Below are 22,782 nucleotides of genomic sequence, written 5' to 3' on the forward strand. Positions count from 1 at the left end.
TAGAAAGTGGTTACGAATGGTAGCTTGTGTTCGCCCATCCAGAATAGCGACGACCTTGAGCGAGTCAAAGTCCTGAGCAATGAAGCTCATTTTGCCTTTCTTGAAAGAGTATTCGTCCCAGCTCATGTTAGTTGGCAGCCAGGTTAGGTCTGTCTTGAATTGGAACTCCTTTAACTTTCGGATGACCGTTGTGGTTGACACCGCCAAACTCTCTGCAATGGTTGTCATGGCGACTTTCTCCATCAATTTTTGGACGATTTTCTGATTGAGAATGACGGGAATTTGGTGGTTTTTCTTGACCAGTGAAGTTTCAGTGACAGCCATTTTTCCGCAATTAGGACAGCGGAAACGGCGCCTACTTAGACGAATCAGGGTTTTATAGCCAGCGCACTCCAAATAAGGTATTTTGGAGGCTTTCTGGAAGTCATATTTAGCCATCTGAGCTTGGCAGTTGTGACATTTGGGAGCTTGGTACTCCAGCTTGGCGAGGACTTCCTTGTGGGTTCCAGCATCTATGACATCCAAAATCGTAATATTAGGGTCTTTTATTCCGAGTAGGTTTGTGATAAAATCGAATTGTTCCATATGAGTCTTTCTAATGAGTTGTTTTATCGCTTTTCATTATAGGTCATATGGGACTTTTTCTATACTCAAAAAGGCTCCATAATCTCTGCGGGGAATTTACCCACTACAGAAATTATAGAGCCGTAGTTCTAAGGCGTTGATAACCTTGTCCTTGTCTTTCAAAAGGTTCTAAAGAGGGTCTGAAAGATAAGGTTCAAATTTGCAACTGTCTTTTGAATCAATTTACGGAAAATGTTTTTTGTTTTCGAAATAAAGCTTTTGTAATATAGTTTGATAGGCGAAAATAGTTTTTTGATTTTTTGGACTATAATCTCGGAATTTTTTATTTTCATTGTTCTTAGTAGTAGTGACATATTGGGGTGATTTTCTATATTATAGATTTATCTATTTTTAAATTTATTTTATTTAAAGTGTTTTTAAATTACTTATCGCGAGTAGAATAGCCCATAGTCTTTAATTAGTGACTATATAATTTATAGAACCTAAGAAAAAACCGAGCCCTTGAGCTCAGTTTTCTGTTAAGTCTAGTCCAGTTCAATTTGACCAGTGTAGAGTTTGTAGTAGGTGCCATGTTTTTCCATGAGAGAATCGTGGTTGCCACGTTCAATAATTTGCCCATGGTCCATAACCATGATGACGTCGGCATTACGGATGGTTGATAGACGGTGGGCGATAACAAATGAAGTACGACCGTACATGAGTTGGTCCATCCCCTTGCTGATGAGGGCTTCGGTATGGGAGTCAATCGAACTTGTCGCTTCATCTAAAATCAGAACTTTTGGATTGGCGACCGCAGCACGGGCAATGGCTAGCAATTGCCGTTGACCTTGAGACAATCCTTCACCATCGCCAGTTAACTCAGTCTGATAGCCATGTGGCAGACGTTTGATAAAGCCGTGAGCCTTGGCCAGTTTAGCAGCCTTGATAACTTCATCGTCAGTCGCATTCAGGCGACCGTAGCGGATATTATCAGCGATTGACCCTGTAAAGAGGTGGGTATCTTGCAAAACTATGGAGATGGTCTTACGTAGGTCATCTTTTTTGATATCACGTACATTGATGCCATCAAAGGTAATCTGCCCACTGTTAATCTCGTAGAAGCGGTTGATAAGGTTGGTGATGGTGGTTTTACCCGCACCAGTTGCCCCAACAAAGGCTACCTTAAGACCAGGTTCAGCCCAAACATCGATGTTTTTGAGGATTGGATTGTTATCGACATAGGAGAAGTTGATATTCTCTAGCTTGATATTTCCAACGACAGGGACACGGTTTTTACCATTAACCCAGTACCATTCTTTAGCATCTGATCGGTCCAAAGTGACCTGACCTTGGTCGATTTCAGGGGACTCGGCTAGGATGTTAAAGATTCGTTCCGCCCCAGCCATGGCAGAGAGGAGGGTATTAGTCTGTTGGGAAATCTGTGCCAGAGATTGGTTAAAGGTCCGAGAATATTGGAGAAAGGCAGCCAGTCCACCGATATCCATACGGCCTGCGATAACAAGGAAACCTCCAGCCGCTGCGGTCAGAGCATAGTTGACGTAGGAGAGAGTTCCCAGTGTCGGCATCATGATATTGGAGTAAAATTGGGCGTTGTTAGCAGCCTCACGTAGGTCATTGTTAAGGGCTTCAAATTCAGTCAGAACCTTCTTCTCATGGTTGAAGACCTTGATGACTTTTTAGGCTGGTTTGCTAAGTTTATACAAAGCTCACTACACCGAGATAAGAGAAAAAGTCCCAAATTTGGAACTTGTATGATTCTACTCTTCCTCTTCAGAAGGAATTTCTACTGGTTCTACTGGCTTTTGTTGCTCACCTAGCGCCCGTTTAACATCTTCCATTTCACGGCGGACATGCTTGAGTTGGCGGGCATTGGCCAAGTTTTTAGGAAAGGTTAAAAGGAATTGGATGATGATTCCAAGTAAAACAGATACCAAAATTAAAAGGATAAGTGGACTTCGGAAGGAGCCAAAGAGGTAGTTGACTTCAACATATTGCCGATTGGCTAAAGCCAAGGCAGCAGTTGCGATAATCGTGATAATCAGTAATAAGATGGTTAAATTCTTTTTCATGCTCTCATTATAGAAAAATTGTCAGAAAAAAGCAAGATGTCTAGTGTCAGCAACTAAAAAACCTAGCGGATCATCAGCTAGGTTTAATCAGATCATTAAAAGGTCAAGACCGCATATTTTTTCTTACCACGACGGACAACAGTGAGTTCACCAGCAATCTTGTCGTTCTCAGAAAGCGTGTAGTCCAGATCTTGAATACGGTCACCGTTGATATAGATGGCACCGTTAGTAATATCCTCACGCGCTTGGCGCTTAGATGGTGAAATGCCTGCAGTCACAAGGATATCAACAAGGTTAAGGCTGTCGTCAGTTTGAACAGCGTAGTTAGGAACGTTGCTGAGACCTTGTTTGAGTTCCTGAGCAGATAGGCTCTTGATATTACCAGCAAAGAGTTGTTCAGTGATGTTGAGGGCTTGTTCGTAGGCTGCTTGGCCATGGACCAAAGTAACCACTTCACGGGCTAAGACTTTTTGAGCCAGGCGTTCGTGGCGGGCGGCGTTGAAGGCTTCTTCAATTTCCGCAATCTCATCAAGAGATAGGAAGGTGAAGATTTTCAAGAATCGGACCGCATCGTCATCCATGACGTTGAGCCAGAATTGGTACATCTCGTAAGGAGATGTCTTGTCAGCATCCAACCAGATAGCATTGCCTTCAGATTTCCCAAATTTTTTACCAGTGCTGTCAGTGATAAGGGGAACCGTCATGACATGCCCTATCTTATCGGCCTTGCGACGAAGAAGTTCTGTTCCGGCGGTCATATTGCCCCACTGGTCAGAACCACCAATTTGTAGGGTTACATCGTAGAGGCGGTTGAGTTCATAGAAGTCGTAACCCTGCATGATTTGGTAGGCGAATTCAGTGTAGGAAATCCCTGTTTCAATCCGTTTTTTAACAGATTCCTTACTCATCATGTAGTTGACGGTGAAGTACTTCCCGACATCGCGTAGGAAATCAATAAAGCTAATGGAACCAAACCAGTCGTAGTTATTTATCATGACAGCCTTGTTATCCCCTGTTTCAAAGTCGAGGAAACTGGAGAGTTGTCCCTTGATTTTATCTACCCAGCCATCAACAGTTTCCTTGGTTTGAAGGCTACGCTCGGCATCTTTAAAGGACGGATCTCCGACGAGACCAGTCGCTCCACCAACGAGTGGAAAAGGCTTGTGGCCTGCTAATTGGAGGTGCCGGCAGACAAGAATAGGCACCAGGTGTCCCAAGTGCAGGCTATCGGCGGTTGGATCATAGCCAGAGTAAAAAGATACTGTCCCTTCGGCTAAGGCTTTCTCTAGCGCCTCTTCATCAGTTGTCTGAAAGACCAGACCGCGTTCTTTTAATTCATTAAAAATCGACATCAGCGACTCCATTTCTATTCATTCAATAATTATTCATCCATTATAACAGAAAAATCTCACCATAGGCAAGTAACAAGAAATTTGCTATAATTAAACTGAGGTATTGTTTATGTCTAAGAAAATTAAGGGGGAGGTCTCCCGAACACCTAAGGAAAAAATGACGCTTCTGGATGTAGGAGCAATCTTTTTGCGCACTTTGAAATTATTAGTGGATTTTGGCTACGTGGTGGTTCTTTTATTGGGAATGCTAGGTGCAGGGATTGCTTTTGGTTATTTAGGAAGTCAAATTGACCGTGTTGCGATTCCTGATAAGGATACGATGATAGGTCAAGTGTCATCACTGACTCGTATTTCTACCTTAACCTACTCTGATGGTTCTTTGATTTCGGAAGTTTCTTCGGATTTGCTGAGAACACCTGTTGAGAGTTCTTCTATTTCGGATCATGTTAAGGCTGCTATTATCGCCACAGAGGATGAGAATTTTAAGACCCATAACGGTGTGGTACCGAAGGCAGTTTTTAGGGCGACTCTAACCTCTGTCCTGGGTTTAGGTGAAACATCTGGTGGTTCAACCTTGACCCAACAGCTGATTAAACAGCAAATTTTAGGAGATGATCCTACCTTTAGCCGTAAAGCTAAGGAAATTATCTATGCACTGGCCCTTGAACGGTACATGGAAAAGGAAGATATCTTGACTGATTACTTCAATGTATCTCCTTTTGGACGAAATTATCAAGGACGAAATATTGCAGGGATTGAAGAAGCAGCTCAAGGCATCTTTGGAGTGTCAGCTAAGGATCTAACAATTCCCCAAGCGGCTTACCTTGCTGGGCTACCACAGAGTCCAATCGTGTATTCTCCGTATACATCTACAGGGCAATTTAAAACAGATGAGGATATGTCTTATGGCATAGCGCGGCAACAAGATGTTCTTTACAATATGTACCGCACAGGTGTCATTAGTAAGGAAGATTACGACAGTTATAAAGCTTATGATATTAAGCAAGATTTTCGTCAACCAGAAGCAATTGTTGCTGACAATCATGACTATCTCTATTATACAGTTATGGAAGAAGCACAAGATATCATGTATGATTATCTTGTGGAGCGCGAGGGTGTATCTGAGCAGGATTTAAAGAACGATGAAACAAAAGAATCTTATCGAGAATTAGCCCTCGAAAAGATACAAACTGGTGGATACACTATCACAACGACTATCAATAAAACCGTTCATTCAGCCATGCAAGATGCAGTTGCACAATTTGGTGGCCTTCTTGATGATGGGACAGGGACGGTTGAAGTCGGGAACGTCTTGACGGATAATGATACAGGGGCAATCCTGGGCTTTGTGGGTGGCCGCGACTACAATAGCAATCAAAATAACCATGCTTTTGATACTGAACGCTCCGTTGGTTCAACCAATAAGCCACTCTTCTATGGAATCGCCATTGAAAATGGTCTTATGGGGTCTGCTAGTATTTTGTCAAACTATCCGACAACCTTCTCTAGTGGTGAGAAAATTTACCACGGTTCAAGCGAAGGAACGGCGGCAGTCACTTTACAAGATGCATTGAATAACTCCTTCAATATTCCGGCTTTTTGGACCTATAAAATGCTCCAAAATAAAGGTATTGATGTGGAAAGTTATCTTTCTCGTCTCGGATACGATATCGATGAATATGGAATAGAAAGTTTGCCATTAGGTGGTGGTGTTGAAGTTTCAGTTGCTCAACAAACTAACGCTTACCAAGCTATTTCTAATGACGGTGCTTATCTTGAACAATATATGATTGATAAGATTACAGATTCTGAAGGGAATGTTATCTATCAACATGAAGCTAAACCAGTTCAAGTTTTCTCCAAAGCAACAGCGACGATTTTACAAGATCTCCTACGGGGACCGTTGGATTCAGGAATGACAACTACCTTTGATAGTAGATTGAAGGCTATCAATCCTGGATTGGCAAATGCGGATTGGATTGGAAAAACCGGGACAACTAATGATTTTGCCGATGTTTGGTTAATGTTGGCAACTCCGACAGTTTCCCTAGGTGGTTGGGCTGGTCATGATGACAATACGTCATTGCAGAGCTTGACAAGCTACAATAACAACGCTAATTATATGGCACACCTGGTCAATGCAATTAATGCGGCAGATCCATCCCTGTTTGGTACCGACCAAAGATTTGACTTAGATGGCAGTGTTATTAAATCAACAGTCTTAAAATCAACCGGTCTTAAACCTGGTTCGGTGAAATTAAACAATGAAAGTACCTTTACGTTAGGTGGTGAAACGACTACTTCCTACTGGGCTATCAATGGTGCCGGTCAAACGACTTATGACTTTATGATTGGTGGAACTGACAGTGATAAGGCAGCGGCTTGGTCCAAAGTTAGCGGTCAATAATTATCTTTAAGAGAGGGGGACAAACTCCTATGATGGTAAAACTATCATGGGAGTTTTGCCCGGCCTCTTTTTGTTTTAGGGAGCTTAGAGAGTGGGTTTAATTATAGAAAAATCCGACGGGACAAGATACGAGGTAGGACAAATAAGTGACTTAAATAATTTCTGAAAAAACGGCTCGACTAGCTTGCTGGGTTCCTAAAGGAAAATGCGAATAACTTGAAAAATATGCTCCAGTATGATAAAATTAATTTTAACTATTTGTCGTCTGTCTTGGTTGAAATCTTGTCCAATCAAGGCTTTCTGCAGTTAAATCCAACTTTTATAGTCTGATTTAGCTGCCTTTTTTGTGTCTTTTTTACCTCTTTTTTGTGTTTGTTACACATATTTAAAGGTTCTGAAAATTCACAGAGGCGATAGATGATTTAGTCTATTTACCATTATCGGTGAGGGGTAACTGATCTGATATTGCAATGATGAAAAGGAGTTCTAAACTTTGGCAGGACATGAAGTACAGTACGGCAAGCACCGTACCCGTCGTAGTTTTTCAAGAATTAAAGAAGTTCTTGATTTACCAAATTTGATTGAAATCCAGACTGATTCATTCCAAGATTTCTTGGATCATGGGTTGAAAGAGGTCTTTGAAGATGTGCTCCCTGTATCTAACTTTACAGATACAATGGAACTTGAGTTTGTTGGTTATGAAATCAAAGAACCAAAGTATACTCTTGAGGAAGCACGTATTCATGATGCGAGTTACTCTGCACCAATTTTTGTTACTTTCCGTCTGATTAACAAGGAAACAGGAGAAATCAAAACCCAAGAAGTATTCTTCGGTGATTTCCCAATCATGACTGAAATGGGGACCTTTATTATCAATGGTGGAGAGCGTATTATCGTATCTCAGCTTGTGCGTTCGCCAGGTGTTTACTTTAATGATAAGGTCGATAAAAATGGTAAGGTTGGATATGGCTCAACAGTTATTCCTAACCGTGGAGCATGGTTAGAGTTGGAAACTGACTCCAAAGATATTGCATATACACGTATTGACCGTACTCGTAAGATTCCATTTACCACACTTGTTCGTGCTCTTGGATTTTCCGGTGATGATGAAATTCTTGATATCTTTGGTGACGGCGATTTGGTTCGTAATACGATTGAAAAAGATATTCACAAGAACTTATCAGATTCTCGTACAGACGATGCCCTCAAGGAAATATACGAGCGCCTGCGTCCAGGTGAACCTAAAACAGCAGATTCTTCACGGAGTCTTTTGATTGCACGTTTCTTTGATGCTCGTCGTTATGACTTGGCAGCTGTTGGACGTTATAAGATTAACAAGAAGCTCAATGTTAAGACACGTTTGCTTAATCAAACTATTGCTGAGAACCTCGTTGACCCTGAAACTGGGGAAATCTTGGTTGAAGCTGGAACAGAAATGACACGTACAGTCATTGACTCAATTGCAGAACATTTGGATGGAGATCTTAACAAGTTTGTTTACACTCCAAATGAATATGCAGTTGTTACTGAGCCAGTTATCTTGCAAAAATTCAAAATCGTTTCTCCGATTGATCCTGATCGTGTGGTTACTATTGTCGGAAACGGTAACCCTGATGATAAGGTTCGTGCCTTGACACCAGCTGATATCTTGGCAGAAATGTCTTACTTCCTTAACTTGGCTGAAGGCCTTGGTAAGGTTGATGATATTGACCACCTTGGAAACCGTCGTATCCGTGCGGTTGGTGAACTGTTGGCCAACCAATTCCGTGTTGGTTTGGCGCGTATGGAGCGTAACGTTCGTGAGCGTATGTCTGTCCAAGACAATGAAGTCTTGACACCACAGCAAATCATCAACATTCGTCCGGTGACAGCAGCGGTTAAAGAATTCTTCGGTTCTTCACAGTTGTCTCAGTTCATGGACCAACACAATCCGCTTTCTGAGCTTTCTCACAAGCGTCGTTTGTCAGCCCTCGGGCCTGGTGGTTTGACGCGTGATCGTGCAGGTTATGAAGTCCGCGACGTACACTATACTCACTATGGTCGTATGTGTCCGATTGAAACGCCTGAAGGACCGAACATCGGTTTGATTAACAACTTGTCTTCATACGGTCATTTGAACAAGTATGGTTTCATCCAAACACCATACCGTAAGATTGATCCTGAAACAGGTGTCGTGACTAATGAAATCCACTGGTTGACTGCTGATGAAGAAGATGAGTACACTGTTGCTCAGGCAAATTCTCCTCTCAACCCAGACGGAACTTTCGCTAACGAAATTGTCATGGGACGTCATCAAGGGGTCAACCAAGAGTATCCAGCGAGTCAAGCTGAGTATATGGACGTGTCTCCTAAACAGGTAGTTGCCGTTGCGACAGCATGTATTCCTTTCTTGGAAAACGATGACTCTAACCGTGCCCTTATGGGTGCCAACATGCAACGTCAAGCTGTGCCATTGATCGATCCAAAAGCGCCTTATGTTGGTACTGGTATGGAATATCAAGCAGCCCATGACTCAGGTGCAGCAGTGATTGCGCAACATGATGGTAAGGTTGTTTACTCAGATGCGGACAAGGTAGAAGTTCGTCGTGAAGACGGCTCACTTGATGTCTACAAGGTAACAAAATTCCGTCGTTCAAACTCTGGTACTGCCTATAATCAACGTACGCTTGTTAAGGTCGGTGACATCATTGAAAAAGGTGACTTTATCGCAGATGGTCCATCTATGGAAGGTGGGGAAATGGCCCTTGGTCAAAACCCAATCGTTGCCTACATGACCTGGGAAGGTTACAACTTCGAGGATGCGGTTATCATGTCTGAACGCCTGGTGAAAGAGGATGTTTATACCTCTGTGCACTTGGAAGAATACGAATCAGAAACCCGCGACACTAAGTTAGGCCCTGAAGAAATTACCCGTGAAATCCCTAACGTCGGTGAGGAAGCCCTCAAAGACCTTGATGAAATGGGAATTATCCGCATCGGTGCTGACGTCAAAGAAGGCGATATTTTGGTTGGTAAGGTCACACCTAAGGGTGAAAAAGACCTTTCAGCTGAAGAGCGTCTCCTCCACGCCATCTTTGGTGACAAGTCACGTGAAGTTCGTGATACATCTCTACGTGTCCCTCACGGTGGTGACGGTATCGTCCGTGATGTTAAAATCTTCACCCGTGCTAACGGTGACGAATTACAATCAGGTGTTAACATGTTGGTACGTGTTTACATCGCGCAAAAACGTAAAATCAAAGTCGGTGACAAGATGGCGGGACGCCACGGAAACAAGGGTGTCGTATCCCGTATTGTTCCTGTGGAAGACATGCCATACTTGCCAGATGGAACTCCAGTCGATATCATGTTGAACCCACTCGGGGTACCATCACGGATGAACATTGGTCAGGTTATGGAGCTCCATCTTGGTATGGCAGCACGCAACTTGGGCATCCACATCGCAACACCTGTTTTCGATGGAGCTTCTTCAGAAGATCTTTGGGACACAGTAAAAGAAGCTGGTATGGACTCTGATGCCAAGACTGTCCTTTACGATGGTCGTACTGGTGAGCCATTTGACAACCGCGTTTCTGTTGGTGTCATGTACATGATCAAGCTTCACCACATGGTTGATGATAAGCTCCATGCCCGTTCAACTGGTCCATACTCACTCGTTACACAACAACCATTGGGTGGTAAAGCTCAATTCGGTGGACAACGTTTCGGGGAGATGGAGGTTTGGGCCCTGGAAGCTTACGGTGCTGCCAACGTCCTTCAAGAAATCTTGACCTACAAGTCAGATGATGTTAACGGCCGTCTTAAAGCTTATGAAGCCATCACTAAAGGGAAGCCAATTCCAAAACCTGGTGTACCAGAATCCTTCCGCGTCCTTGTTAAAGAATTGCAATCGCTCGGTCTTGACATGCGCGTCCTTGACGAAGATGACAATGAGGTTGAGCTTCGTGACCTGGATGAAGGTGAAGACGATGACGTGATGCACGTTGATGACCTGGAAAAAGCCCGTGCGAAACAAGCTGAAGAAGCTGCACGTTTGGCTCAGGAAGACAACGACGAAAACTAAGATTGATCTGGTGCTAGAGGAGAGTTCCTCTCCTCTGACCAGTTTTCACATTAAAAGAAAGGTAATAACTAGTGGTTGACGTAAATCGTTTTAAAAGTATGCAAATCACTTTAGCTTCGCCTAACAAGGTCCGTTCATGGTCTTATGGTGAAGTTAAGAAACCTGAAACAATCAATTACCGGACCCTCAAGCCAGAACGTGACGGACTCTTTGATGAGGTCATCTTTGGTCCAACCAAGGACTGGGAATGTGCCTGTGGAAAATACAAACGTATTCGCTATAAAGGTATCGTCTGTGACCGTTGTGGGGTTGAAGTAACCCGTGCCAAGGTACGTCGTGAGCGTATGGGACACATCGAGTTGAAGGCTCCTGTTTCTCATATTTGGTATTTCAAGGGAATTCCATCACGTATGGGACTGACCTTGGATATGAGTCCACGTAACTTGGAGGAAGTTATCTACTTCGCTGCCTACGTGGTTATCGATCCTAAGGAAACACCGCTCGTTCACAAACAACTCTTAACAGAGCGTGAGTACCGTGAAAAATTACAAGAGTACGGTATGGGCTCATTCGTTGCCAAAATGGGTGCAGAAGCTATCCAAGACTTGCTCAAACAAGTGGACCTTCCAACCGAAATTGCAGCCCTCAAAGAAGAACTCAAATCTGCTAGCGGGCAAAAACGTGTTAAGGCAGTTCGTCGTTTGGATGTTCTTGATGCCTTCTACAAATCTGGTAACAAGCCAGAATGGATGATCCTCAACATCTTGCCAGTTATTCCACCGGATTTGCGTCCTATGGTTCAGTTAGATGGTGGGCGTTTTGCAGCATCAGATTTGAATGAACTCTATCGTCGTGTCATTAACCGTAACAACCGTTTGGCCCGTCTCTTGGAACTCCATGCTCCAGGAATTATCGTACAAAACGAAAAACGGATGCTCCAAGAAGCGGTTGATGCTTTGATTGACAACGGTCGTCGTGGTCGTCCGATTACAGGACCAGGTAGCCGTCCGCTCAAATCTCTTAGCCACATGCTCAAGGGTAAACAAGGACGCTTCCGTCAAAACTTGCTCGGTAAACGTGTTGACTTCTCTGGACGTTCCGTTATCGCTGTTGGTCCAACCCTCAAGATGTACCAATGTGGTGTTCCACGTGAAATGGCTATCGAACTCTTCAAGCCGTTTGTTATGCGTGAAATTGTTGCCCGTGAGTATGCTGGTAACGTACGTGCGGCTCGTCGTTTGATTGAACGTGGTGATGAACGCATTTGGGATATTCTTGAAGAAGTGATTAAAGAACACCCAGTTCTCCTTAACCGCGCACCTACCCTTCACCGTCTCGGTATCCAAGCCTTTGAACCAGTGCTTATCGATGGTAAGGCGCTCCGTCTCCACCCACTGGTATGTGAGGCCTACAACGCCGACTTTGACGGGGACCAAATGGCCATCCACGTGCCACTTTCTGAAGAGGCTCAAGCTGAAGCCCGCCTCCTCATGTTGGCTGCGGAACACATCCTTAACCCTAAAGACGGTAAACCAGTCGTTACCCCATCTCAGGATATGGTACTTGGTAACTACTACCTGACCATGGAAGATGCAGGTCGTGAGGGTGAGGGGATGGTCTTCAAGGACCGCGATGAAGCTGTTATGGCTTACCGCAATGGCTACGCTCACTTGCATACCCGTGTAGGTATTGCAGTTGATAGCATGCCAAACAAACCTTGGAAAGATAACCAAAAACACAAAATCATGATTACCACAGTTGGTAAGATTCTCTTCAACGATATCATGCCAGCTGACCTGCCTTATCTTCAAGAGCCAAATAATGCTAACTTGACAGATGGGACTCCTGATAAATATTTCTTGGAACCAGGACAAGATATTAAGGCTGCGATTGAAGCTCTTGACATCAACGTTCCATTCAAGAAGAAAAATCTCGGGAACATCATCGCTGAAACCTTTAAACGTTTCCGTACAACAGAAACGTCAGCCTTCTTGGACCGCTTGAAGGACTTGGGTTACTACCATTCAACTCTTGCAGGTTTAACGGTGGGGATCGCCGATATCCCTGTTATTGATAACAAGGCTGAAATTATCGATGCAGCTCACCACCGTGTTGAAGTCATTAACCAAGCTTTCCGTGATGGTTTGATGACCGAAGATGATCGTTATGTTGCTGTTACAACAACTTGGCGTGAAGCTAAAGAAGCCCTCGAAAAACGTCTGATTGAAACTCAGGATCCGAAGAACCCAATCGTTATGATGATGGACTCTGGTGCCCGTGGTAACATCTCCAACTTCTCGCAATTGGCGGGTATGCGTGGTCTGATGGCTGCGCCTAACGGACGCATCATGGAATTGCCAATCTTGTCTAACTTCCGCGAAGGTCTCTCAGTACTCGAAATGTTCTTCTCAACCCACGGTGCGCGTAAAGGTATGACCGATACGGCCCTTAAGACGGCCGACTCAGGTTACTTGACCCGTCGTTTGGTTGACGTTGCCCAAGACGTTATCATCCGTGAGGACGACTGTGGAACTGACCGCGGTCTTCTCATCAGCGCTATTACCGATGGTAAAGAAGTAACTGAAACTCTGGAAGAACGTTTGGCTGGTCGTTATACTAAGAAATCTGTTAAACATCCAGAGACAGGTGAACTGCTCATCGGTCCTAACCAACTGATTACAGAAGATAAGGCTGCTGAAATTGCTGCAGCTGGTGTTGAAGAAGTGACAATCCGCTCAGTCTTCACATGTAACACCCGTCATGGTGTCTGCCGTCACTGTTACGGTATCAACTTGGCGACAGGTGATGCAGTTGAAGTTGGAGAGGCAGTTGGTACTATTGCCGCTCAATCTATCGGTGAGCCTGGTACTCAGTTGACCATGCGTACCTTCCACACGGGTGGGGTTGCGTCTAACACCGATATCACTCAGGGTCTCCCTCGTATCCAAGAAATCTTTGAAGCTCGTAATCCTAAAGGGGAAGCAGTCATCACTGAAGTCAAGGGTGAAGTGACTGCCATCGAAGAAGATGCGTCAACACGGACCAAGAAAGTCTTTGTTAAGGGACAAACTGGTGAAGGTGAGTACGTGGTGCCATTTACAGCCCGTATGAAGGTTGCAGTTGGTGACCAAGTCGCTCGCGGTGCGGCATTGACTGAAGGTTCAATCCAACCGAAACATCTCCTTGAAGTCCGTGATACCTTGTCTGTTGAGACCTACTTGTTGGCTGAGGTTCAAAAAGTATACCGTAGTCAAGGGGTAGAAATCGGCGACAAACACGTTGAGGTAATGGTTCGTCAAATGCTCCGTAAAGTTCGCGTTATGGATCCGGGGGACACAGATCTCTTGCCAGGAACACTGATGGACATCTCAGACTTTACAGATGCTAACAAAGATATCGTTATCGCTGGTGGCATTCCTGCGACTTCACGTCCAGTTCTGATGGGAATTACCAAGGCCTCTCTTGAGACAAATTCATTCTTATCAGCAGCTTCCTTCCAGGAAACAACACGTGTGCTTACAGATGCAGCTATCCGTGGTAAACGTGATAACCTCCTCGGACTTAAAGAGAATGTTATCATTGGTAAAACTATTCCAGCTGGTACAGGTATGGCTCGTTACCGCAACCTTGAACCTAAGGCTGCTAACGAAGTCGATTACCTTGACCAATTGGAACAGGAACAAGCAACTGCAGAAGCAGAAATTACTTCTGAAGAGACTGTTGTTTCAGAATAAGAAAACCAAAGGTGAAAGAGGAAACTCTTTCCCTTTTTTGAATATCTATTTGAAGATGTTGAGCAGATTTTTTTTAAAACTTTCTCAATTCCTATATAATGGAAGCAGGGAAAAGGAAAAAATTATGTATCAAGTCATCGAAATGTATGGGGATTTTGAGCCCTGGTGGTTTTTAGAGGGTTGGGAAGCAGACCTGACACAAACAGAGTCGTTTGATAGTTATGATCAAGCCCTGCTTTGCTATGAGCAAAAATGGCGTAAACTCAAGATTTCCAAGCAGTGTCACAATAGCAGAGCAAGTCTGATGGCTGCTTTTTGGAACAAGGAAGACAAACGTTGGTGTGAGGAATGTGACGAGCATTTGACTCAATACTGTTCGATTGCCCTTCTATACAATGGTAAAGAGGTTGCTCCTGACCAATTTCAAGAACGCTTTGAGCGACAAAATTGTGACGTCAAACCACCATCATCCTGTAGTTTTAAAAAATCATCTTAAGAAACAGTTCAATTATGAGCTGTTTTTTTCTTGTCTTGCGAATAGTTAGATAGACCAAGATGAAGGAGGAATTATGGTTCAGGATATTGCTAGAAGTCTGATTGCTAAGGCAGTTGAGTTAGAGGCACAGGACATCTATATCATTCCCAGAGAGTCAGACTATGAAGTTTATATGCGGATTGCGGATGAACGACGTTTTATCCAATCGGCACCCGCGGCTGAAATGACCAGTCTAATCAGTCACTTTAAGTTTGTCGCTGGGATGAATGTTGGTGAGAAAAGGCGTAGCCAGTTGGGGTCCTGTGATTATCAATATGAGGACGGGGAGGAAATCTCTCTTCGCTTGTCAACGGTTGGGGACTATCGTGGCTTGGAGAGCCTTGTGATCCGTCTCCTCTACGATGGACGGCGAGAGCTCCGCTATTGGTTCAATGGGATGAAAAACATCGCAGAGGCTATTGGCGGGCGGGGACTTTATCTCTTTTCTGGTCCTGTCGGTTCTGGAAAAACGACCTTGATGCATCAGTTGCTCAAGGAGAAATTTGCGGGAAAGCAGATTATTACTATCGAGGATCCGGTTGAGATAAAGCAGCCCCAGGCCTTGCAATTGCAGCTCAATGAGGCTATTGGCCTGACCTACGATAGTTTGATTAAATTATCTCTTCGCCATAGGCCAGATATCCTTGTTATCGGGGAAATTCGGGATAGTCAGACCGCCCAGGCAGTTGTGCGTGCGACTCTAACAGGAACAACGGTTTTCTCGACTATTCACGCCAAGTCCATTCCAGGAGTCTTTGCCCGCTTAATTGAACTGGGCTTGACAGAGCAGGATTTGGACAATTGCTTGGCTGGTATTGCCTATCAGCGTCTTATTGGGGGAGGAGGTGTCGTAGATTTTGCCCAAGAACACTATCGGAACCATTCAGCCAGTCAGTGGAATAACCAAATGGACCAGCTGGCTCAAGAAGGACATATCACTGCCGAGCAGGCAAGGCAGGAAAAAATTAGCCTTTAAAAAACAGGTTAAGGTCATCCAGCTCTTTCATAATCTCTTTACCAGCGGGTTTACCTTAACAGAAAGTTTAGCCTTTTTAGAACGATCACGCTTGCTGGAAAGTAGGGCTGTAGACCAGATGAAGCAGTGTTTACTAGCTGGTCAGGGCTTGGCCCAGATGATGGGAGCGGTAGGTTTCTCTGATGCCATTGTCACGCAGTTAGCCTTGGCTGACTATCATGGCAATGTGACTTCTTGTTTGGAGAAAATTCAAACCTATCTTTCCAGTCTTAGCCTGGTCAGAAAGAAAATGATTGAAGTGGCGACCTACCCCCTAATTTTATTGAGTTTTCTCATGATTATTATGTTGGGGCTTCGCCACTACCTCCTTCCTCAACTGGAGGCTGGCAACTTAGCGACGCTTTTGATTTCCTATTCACCGCAGATTTTTCTTGGGACGATTATGGCAATAGCAGTGCTGGGACTTGTGGCTTACTTTGTCGTCAAGCCCATGTCCAAGCTTAAATTGTGTTATGTCTTGGCACGTGTGCCAGGTCTTAGCAGCTTTGTTCAGCTTTATCTGACCGCCTACTATGCTAGGGAGTGGGGAAGCCTGCTAGGACAGGGTCTGGAATTAACCCAGGTCGTTAGTCTCATGCAGGAACAGCCCTCTCGCCTATTCCAGGAATTGGGCCAGGACTTAGAGCAAGCTCTGCTATCTGGCCAAACCTTCCATGAAAAAGTTGCAACCTATCCCTTTTTCCGGCAGGAAATGAGTCTCATGATTGAGTACGGTGAGGTCAAGTCACGCCTTGGCAGCGAGTTGGAAATCTATGCCCAGGAAACCTGGGAGATATTTTTCGCTAAAATTACCAAAACAACCCAACTCATTCAACCCTTTATCTTTATGCTGGTGGCCCTGATTATCGTTATGATTTACGCTGCCATGCTCTTACCAATGTATCAAAATATGGAGTTATCACTATGAAATCTATTCTTAAACAACTACAGACAAAAACACTTCAGGCTTTCACACTTTTGGAAATGCTCATGGTCCTGGTCATCATCAGTGTCCTCATGCTTCTTTTTGTACCTAACCTTAGTAAACAAAAGGAAAATGTGGAAAAAACAGGTGGGGCAGCCATCGTCAAGGTCGTTGAAAGTCAAGCCGAACTCTTTGAAATGGCGGAAGATAAGGAACCTTCCTTGGCTGATCTCCAATCCAAGGGCTACATTACTGAAGCTCAGGTTAAAAAATACAATGATTACTATGCCAAGAATTCGGATAAAGCACGCAGTCTCAATTAGTTTGCCTGCCTTTACCCTGATCGAAAGTCTCATGACCTTGTCGGTTATTGCAAGTCTGGTACTCATTACTTCAGGTCAGGTTCAGTCGGTCTTTCAATCGGTTCAAGAGCAACTCTTTGTCCATCAGTTTGAAACCTTTTATCTGGACAGTCAACGTTATGCTGCCAGTCAGAGAACAGAGAATGTACTGACTTTGTCCAATGAGCACATTCAGTCTGCCTTGGGTCAAATTGAGATACCGGATTTTATGACTTATACGGGACCGGACCAGCTAACCTTGGACCAGAGCGGGGGCAATTCATCGCTGGCTAAGCTGTCTTTTCAGACAGAGGAGCATCAGTATACCTATCAATTATATTTAGGGAGTGGTCGTTATAAAAAAGACAGTAAAAGCTTACATTTTCCTTGAGAGTTTGGTGGCCCTGGGACTCTTGGCCTTTATCGTGACAATGCTCTTGGGGGAACTCAATCGTAGCCAACAACACCTAGCAGAAAATCGAGACCGTCAGGAGGCATTAAGCCTGGCAACCATGGCCATGCAAACAGGGCAGTCTCATGTGGAGTTAAATGGTCAGGTAGTGGATGTGTCTCAGACAGATTCTAAGCTAGTGGTCTATGCGTCAGGTCAGGAGGTGATGCGGATTGAAAGGCAGTAAAATTTTCTCGAAATTTTTAGGCATCGTGGAACCAAGACAGTCTCATCCTTTCGCTTACCGAAAGCTATGTCAAATTTTCAAGTATCGTTCTTGTAAGGCCTTTACTCTCTTGGAATGTCTGGCGGCTCTTTTGGTTATCTCAGGTAGTTTATTAGTCTATCAGGGTCTGACTCTGTCGATCAATCAGCACCTGCAGCAAATGGGAACCAGTGATCAGGACAAGTGGTTACTTTTTAGCCAACAACTAAGGTCTGAACTGGAAGGACCCCAATTAGACAGGGTAGCTTCAGGCAAACTTTATGTTACTAAGGACAAGCAAGCCTTAGCCTTTGGGCTCAGTAAGGCAGGGGATTTACGGAAGACTAATGCTGACGGTCGAGGCTATCAACCCATGCTCTTTGACCTAGAATCGGCCCAGTTTCATCAGGAAGGGGACCTCGTCACCTTGCAGCTTAGGTTTAAAACAGGCTTAGAAAGGACTTTTCTCTATGATTTTTAGAAAAAATCTTAAGGCCGGTGTGCTGCTCTATGCCCTGCTCATGTCTTCTATTTTTGTTCTCATCCTGCAGGTATACCTCTTACGCCAAGTCTCCACAGAAAAAATTGTCCAAGCTCAGCTATCCTCCCAAAAATCCTACATGATGGCAGAATGGACCAAGGACTTGGCTAAGGATGAGAAGGGTACCTTATCCTTTGATGCGGGACAGGCCAGTTATGAGCGGGATGGTGGTCAATTCTTGGTTAAGGTAACTCTGAAGGATGGTCAAAAGCAGAGCTACCGCTTCACTCAAGATGAGACAAGAACTGTAGCTAGTACAAGGCCAACCAGCTCAGAGACTCAGACTAGTCCCCAAACGACTCAAAGCTATCCTCAACCCCCAAAAATGGAGAAACCTCAGATTACTGAAGTCTCTCAAGTCTCCACGCATTCGGACTAGGTTTGTGCCTCATTTCATGCTATAATAGAAAAAATGAAGCTGTTAACAAAAGTTACGGCTTCCTTTTCTATGGAGGAACCATGAATTTTGAAAAAATTGAACAGGCTTATGACCTGTTGCTGGAAAATGTCCAGCTGATTGAAAATGAGCTTAAAACGACGATTTACGATGCGCTAATTGAGCAAAATTCCTTTTATCTAGGCGAGCCCTGTGAGTTGGATACGGTGGTTGCCAACAATCAAGCCTTACGTGACATGGCTTTGTCACCTGAGGAATGGAGGCGGGCCTACCAGTTCCTCTTTATTAAGGCTGGGCAGACGGAGCCGCTCCAGGCCAACCATCAGTTCACACCGGATAGTATTGGTTTTCTCCTCTTGTTTTTGGTGGAGAGTTTGTTGAAAAAAGACCAGTTGGATGTCCTTGAAATTGGCTCTGGGACTGGAAATTTGGGCCTGACCTTCCTCAATAACAGCCAGAAAAAGATGGATTATCTAGGAATGGAAGTTGACGACTTATTGATCGATTTGGCCGCGTCGATTGCGGAGGTCATGCAGTCCGAGGCTAAGTTTATTCAGGAAGATGCTGTCCGTCCCCATATGCTCAAAGAGTCAGATCTAATCATCAGTGACTTACCTATCGGCTATTACCCGGATGATCAAATTGCCAGTCGCTACCAGGTTGCAGCTAAAGATGAGCATACTTACGCCCACCATTTGCTGATGGAGCAGGCTCTAAAATACCTGAAACAAGATGGACTGGCTATCTTTTTGGCTCCTGTCAATCTTCTGACCAGCCCCCAAGGTTCACAACTCAAGACCTGGTTGACTCAGCAAGCTCAGTTATTGGCCATGATTAGTCTACCAGAGACATTGTTTGGAAATCCTAACAATGCCAAGTCGATTTTTATCTTGAAAAAGAAGAGCACTCAGCCGATTCAGACCTTAGTCTACCACTTGGCGGATTTGCAGAATCCAGACGACCTACGAACATTTATGGAAAATTTCCAAAAATGGAGGCAAGAAAATGAGCAGTAACCCTAATTTTTTGGTATAATGGTAGGGTATTTCGGAAAACGTTTTATTTATATGAGGTGAAACATGTCAAAAACTATTGCAATTAACGCTGGCTCATCAAGTTTGAAATGGCAACTTTACAAGATGCCTGAAGAAGAAGTTTTGGCTTCAGGAATTATCGAGCGTATCGGCTTGAATGATTCGATTTCAACTGTTAAATTTGATGGTAAAAAAGAAAGCCAAATCTTGGACATCCATGACCACAACCAAGCGGTTAAAATTCTCTTGGAAGATTTGACACGCTTTGGCATCATTGAGTCTTTTGATGAGATTACAGGTGTTGGTCACCGTGTTGTTGCCGGTGGTGAATACTTCAAGGAATCTGCTGTTGTGACAGATGAAGTCTTGGCACAAGTAGAAGAATTAGCAGCACTTGCACCTTTGCATAATCCTGCTAACGCAGCTGGTATTCGTGCCTTCCGTGAAATCTTGCCTAATATTACATCGGTTGTTGTTTTTGACACAGCTTTCCATACTACAATGCCAGAGGTTGCCTACCGTTATCCAGTGCCTAACAAGTACTATACAGACCATCAAGTCCGTAAGTACGGTGCTCATGGAACTAGCCATTACTATGTGTCTCGTCAGGCTGCTGAACTCTTGGGTAAACCAGTAGAAGAGTTGAAACTGATCACAGCCCACATCGGAAATGGCGTGTCTATCACAGCTGTTGATGGTGGAAAATCTGTGGATACTTCTATGGGCTTCACGCCACTTGCTGGTCCAATGATGGGTACACGTTCAGGTGATATCGATCCAGCGATTATTCCTTACTTGATCGAACATGTTGAAGAGCTTAAGGATGCTGCTGACGTTGTTAACGTTCTTAACAAGCAGTCTGGTATCCTCGGAATCTATGAAAAATCTAGCGACATGCGTGACCTAATTGCAGGTTATGAAAGTGGTGACGAAAAGGCAATCTTGGCCTTCGACCTCTTTGTCAACCGTCTTCAAAAATTCATCGGTCAATACTTTGCTGTTCTTAACGGTGCAGATGCCCTTATCTTTACAGCAGGGGTTGGAGAGAATGCTGCTGAGGTACGTGAAGCAGTTGTTAATGGGTTGACTTGGTTCGGAATGGATATTGACCCAGCTAAGAATGTCTTCGGTTATTCAGGTGACATTTCAACAGCTGATGCTAAGGTCCGTGTTCTTGTTATCCCAACAGATGAAGAACTCGTTATCGCGCGTGATGTTGAACGCTTGAAAAATAATTAATGGTAAAGGTCCATTTTTGGGCCTTTTTTTCTGTCATAGAAGAACATAGTACATTAGTTTAGAAATGCTGAGACGCTTCCAAATTAAAACCATATGTCGTTACCTTTCCTTATCTAGTTCTCTTATGTCTTTGTCAATTTATCTTGGCTTGTGAAATTTTTAGTAAGTAGGAATTAATAATGTAACGAAAACTTTACTTTTTTTGTAAAACATGCTTGACATATTATGTAAAGCATACTATACTATAAATGTAAAAAGAACTTTACATCAATAAGGAATTAAATTTAAGAAGGGAGCAGCTATGGAAACCCGTATACAAGAACTCCGCAAGGCTGGGAAAATCAGTCAGGCAGAATTGGCTGACGCCTTGGATGTAACCCGACAGACCATCATATCGCTGGAAAAAGGTCGCTACAACGCTTCGCTGGAACTGGCCTATAAAATTGCCAAGTATTTTAACCTGACTATTGAGGAAGTCTTTATATTTGAGGAGGAAAAAGAATGAAGGACATGACATCTGAATGGAAAGAAACACAAGAAAAAATACCCTAATCTTGTATCAGTTATTATCGGTATATCTGCTATCGTAGCCTTTTTGGCAGGCATTGCCATAGGGCTGAGTTCACTTAGTCATTAGGAGAGCATTATTATCACTGGCAAAGAGATATTCAAATGTTGCTGTTGTCGTAAAGCTAAGTCTATTAAAGTTTTTAAAAAAATAAAAGGAGAATTATGATGTTTGATAAAATTTGGAATAGTCTGTTTAAGAAGAAAAGTGAACAGGAATTTCGTAAGGATTTGATTGGCGGCTTGTTCGCTTTACTCCTGTTAGCAGTAGGAATTGCCTTTATCTACATTATTGCTGAGCCTTGGTTTCCAAAGTGGGTCCTTTTGGCCCTAGCTGGACTTGATTTTGTCTATATTTATGCCTATGGTCGTTCCTTAGTGGATAAAAAATATTTTAAGAGGCTCTATATCAATACTTATGATGAACGTAATAAAGAGATTGTTAAATTATCACTGGTGGCAAGTTATTGTGTGGTTATGATGGTTGTTATCTATCACTTTGGTTTTGCCTTTGGTGCAGAATTAGCGACTCATGAGCCAGAACTTATTTCTCTGAGTGGCTTTTGCTCTACTCTTTTGGGTGCTGCTATTATTGGATTATTTGGAACGAAGTTACTCTTGCAAAAATTTTATTAGGAGTCTATCATGTCAAAAATTATCAAGATTTTATTAGCTTTACTTTTGTTTATTATTAGCCAGTTGCCTCAATTTGGTCTACTTGTTGGTTCTTATAGGGGCTTTGATTTACCGATGACGGTAGTGGTCACTCTTGTTTATGTTGCAGTGACGATTGGATTTCTGATTTTTGGTCAAAAATATGGATTGATTAAGTTGGACCGTACTTGGTTTGGTAAGAAAGCCTTCTTTTATCTAGTTTTTGGCTATCTAGCGCTAATTGTAGCTTCAGCGATTGGAACTTATCTTCTAAGTATGACGGGGGAAACCAATACGAACAATCAAGAAATTATTGAAAAAGTCCTTTCTAAGACCCCACAACTGATTATGTTTATACAGTTGGTGCTGTTAGCGCCTATTTCTGAGGAATTGATTTGTCGTGGATTGATTCCAACTCTCTTTTCTGAGAAAAATGTTTTATGGGGACATGTACTGGGGACCATCTGCTTTGCTTTTCTTCATGTCCCAACAAACGTAGCGAGTTTCTTGCTTTACTTCTTGATGGGGGTAGTGCTTGCCTTTGTTCGCTGGCATTCTAAACGTATAGAGTATTCGATTAATGTTCACAGTCTTAATAACCTTGTTTCATTTTTATTGCTAACTTTTTTAGGATAGACAAAACGCCTTCAGATTCGAAGGCGTTTTTG

The 22,782-nt window shown here is 43.5% G+C and carries 20 protein-coding genes; 16 read left to right on the plus strand and 4 right to left on the minus strand.

Features of this window, described 5'->3' with window-relative positions; all coding sequences use genetic code 11:
* The 4 genes from ACFORF_RS06975 to tyrS all read right to left on the minus strand — a co-directional run.
* On the minus strand, positions 1 to 585 hold a 585-nt coding region (locus ACFORF_RS06975), incomplete at its 3' end, for a helix-turn-helix domain-containing protein (protein ID WP_380426726.1).
* A gap of 524 nt (positions 586 to 1,109) precedes the next feature.
* Complete coding sequence (locus tag ACFORF_RS06980; protein WP_380427089.1) at positions 1,110 to 2,255, minus strand: ABC transporter ATP-binding protein; 1,146 nt, start codon at positions 2,253 to 2,255, stop codon at positions 1,110 to 1,112.
* Between the two features lie 87 nt (positions 2,256 to 2,342).
* Positions 2,343 to 2,654: a lipopolysaccharide assembly protein LapA domain-containing protein gene (locus ACFORF_RS06985; RefSeq protein ID WP_380426728.1), complete on the minus strand. Its 312-nt coding sequence runs from the start codon at positions 2,652 to 2,654 to the stop codon at positions 2,343 to 2,345.
* Between the two features lie 95 nt (positions 2,655 to 2,749).
* Positions 2,750 to 4,006, minus strand: a complete 1,257-nt coding sequence (tyrS, locus tag ACFORF_RS06990) for a tyrosine--tRNA ligase (protein ID WP_380426730.1) — start codon at positions 4,004 to 4,006, stop codon at positions 2,750 to 2,752.
* A gap of 109 nt (positions 4,007 to 4,115) precedes the next feature.
* Here tyrS and pbp1b point away from each other — a divergent pair, with 109 nt between their 5' ends.
* From pbp1b to ACFORF_RS07070, 16 genes are all read left to right on the plus strand, one after another.
* Complete coding sequence (gene pbp1b, locus ACFORF_RS06995; protein WP_380426732.1) at positions 4,116 to 6,413, plus strand: penicillin-binding protein PBP1B; 2,298 nt, start codon at positions 4,116 to 4,118, stop codon at positions 6,411 to 6,413.
* A gap of 493 nt (positions 6,414 to 6,906) precedes the next feature.
* The gene (gene rpoB, locus ACFORF_RS07000; protein WP_380426734.1) at positions 6,907 to 10,476 is read left to right on the plus strand and encodes a DNA-directed RNA polymerase subunit beta; all 3,570 of its coding nucleotides are present in this window, start codon (positions 6,907 to 6,909) and stop codon (positions 10,474 to 10,476) included.
* 71 nt (positions 10,477 to 10,547) lie between these two features.
* Entirely contained in the window at positions 10,548 to 14,210 is a 3,663-nt protein-coding gene (gene rpoC / locus ACFORF_RS07005; RefSeq protein WP_380426736.1) for a DNA-directed RNA polymerase subunit beta', read from the plus strand.
* 124 nt (positions 14,211 to 14,334) lie between these two features.
* Positions 14,335 to 14,706, plus strand: a complete 372-nt coding sequence (locus ACFORF_RS07010; RefSeq protein ID WP_380426738.1) for a DUF1033 family protein — start codon at positions 14,335 to 14,337, stop codon at positions 14,704 to 14,706.
* Between the two features lie 73 nt (positions 14,707 to 14,779).
* Positions 14,780 to 15,721 (plus strand): competence type IV pilus ATPase ComGA, encoded by a 942-nt coding sequence (comGA, locus tag ACFORF_RS07015; protein WP_380426740.1) that lies wholly within the window; start codon positions 14,780 to 14,782, stop codon positions 15,719 to 15,721.
* The gene (gene comGB / locus ACFORF_RS07020) at positions 15,603 to 16,688 is read left to right on the plus strand and encodes a competence type IV pilus assembly protein ComGB (protein ID WP_380426742.1); all 1,086 of its coding nucleotides are present in this window, start codon (positions 15,603 to 15,605) and stop codon (positions 16,686 to 16,688) included. The genes comGA and comGB overlap by 119 nt, the downstream gene beginning before the upstream one ends.
* Entirely contained in the window at positions 16,685 to 17,008 is a 324-nt protein-coding gene (gene comGC / locus ACFORF_RS07025; protein ID WP_380426744.1) for a competence type IV pilus major pilin ComGC, read from the plus strand. The genes comGB and comGC overlap by 4 nt, the downstream gene beginning before the upstream one ends.
* On the plus strand, positions 16,971 to 17,417 hold the full coding sequence (gene comGD, locus ACFORF_RS07030) for a competence type IV pilus minor pilin ComGD (protein ID WP_380426746.1): 447 nt from the start codon (positions 16,971 to 16,973) through the stop codon (positions 17,415 to 17,417). Before comGC ends, comGD begins: the two co-directional genes overlap by 38 nt.
* Positions 17,418 to 17,424: 7 nt before the next feature.
* Complete coding sequence (comGE, locus tag ACFORF_RS07035; protein WP_380426748.1) at positions 17,425 to 17,664, plus strand: competence type IV pilus minor pilin ComGE; 240 nt, start codon at positions 17,425 to 17,427, stop codon at positions 17,662 to 17,664.
* Between the two features lie 73 nt (positions 17,665 to 17,737).
* A complete protein-coding gene (gene comGF / locus ACFORF_RS07040; RefSeq protein WP_380427090.1) occupies positions 17,738 to 18,163 on the plus strand; it encodes a competence type IV pilus minor pilin ComGF in 426 nt (141 codons plus the stop codon).
* Positions 18,153 to 18,602 (plus strand): competence type IV pilus minor pilin ComGG, encoded by a 450-nt coding sequence (comGG, locus tag ACFORF_RS07045; protein WP_380426750.1) that lies wholly within the window; start codon positions 18,153 to 18,155, stop codon positions 18,600 to 18,602. Before comGF ends, comGG begins: the two co-directional genes overlap by 11 nt.
* Positions 18,603 to 18,682: 80 nt before the next feature.
* Entirely contained in the window at positions 18,683 to 19,636 is a 954-nt protein-coding gene (locus ACFORF_RS07050) for a class I SAM-dependent methyltransferase (RefSeq protein WP_380426752.1), read from the plus strand.
* A 63-nt stretch (positions 19,637 to 19,699) separates the two neighbouring features.
* Positions 19,700 to 20,893, plus strand: coding sequence for an acetate kinase (locus tag ACFORF_RS07055; RefSeq protein ID WP_380426754.1), 1,194 nt, complete (start codon positions 19,700 to 19,702; stop codon positions 20,891 to 20,893).
* A 301-nt stretch (positions 20,894 to 21,194) separates the two neighbouring features.
* Positions 21,195 to 21,398 carry a helix-turn-helix transcriptional regulator gene (locus ACFORF_RS07060; RefSeq protein WP_380426756.1) on the plus strand — a complete coding sequence of 68 codons (204 nt, stop codon included), beginning with the start codon at positions 21,195 to 21,197 and terminating at the stop codon, positions 21,396 to 21,398.
* 230 nt (positions 21,399 to 21,628) lie between these two features.
* Positions 21,629 to 22,096: a hypothetical protein gene (locus ACFORF_RS07065; protein ID WP_380426758.1), complete on the plus strand. Its 468-nt coding sequence runs from the start codon at positions 21,629 to 21,631 to the stop codon at positions 22,094 to 22,096.
* A gap of 9 nt (positions 22,097 to 22,105) precedes the next feature.
* Positions 22,106 to 22,750, plus strand: coding sequence for a CPBP family intramembrane glutamic endopeptidase (locus tag ACFORF_RS07070; RefSeq protein WP_380426760.1), 645 nt, complete (start codon positions 22,106 to 22,108; stop codon positions 22,748 to 22,750).
* The last annotated feature ends 32 nt before the right edge of the window (positions 22,751 to 22,782 follow it).

Source organism: Streptococcus caprae (genome assembly GCF_042649745.1).
Taxonomy (GTDB): Bacteria; Bacillota; Bacilli; order Lactobacillales; family Streptococcaceae; genus Streptococcus; species Streptococcus caprae.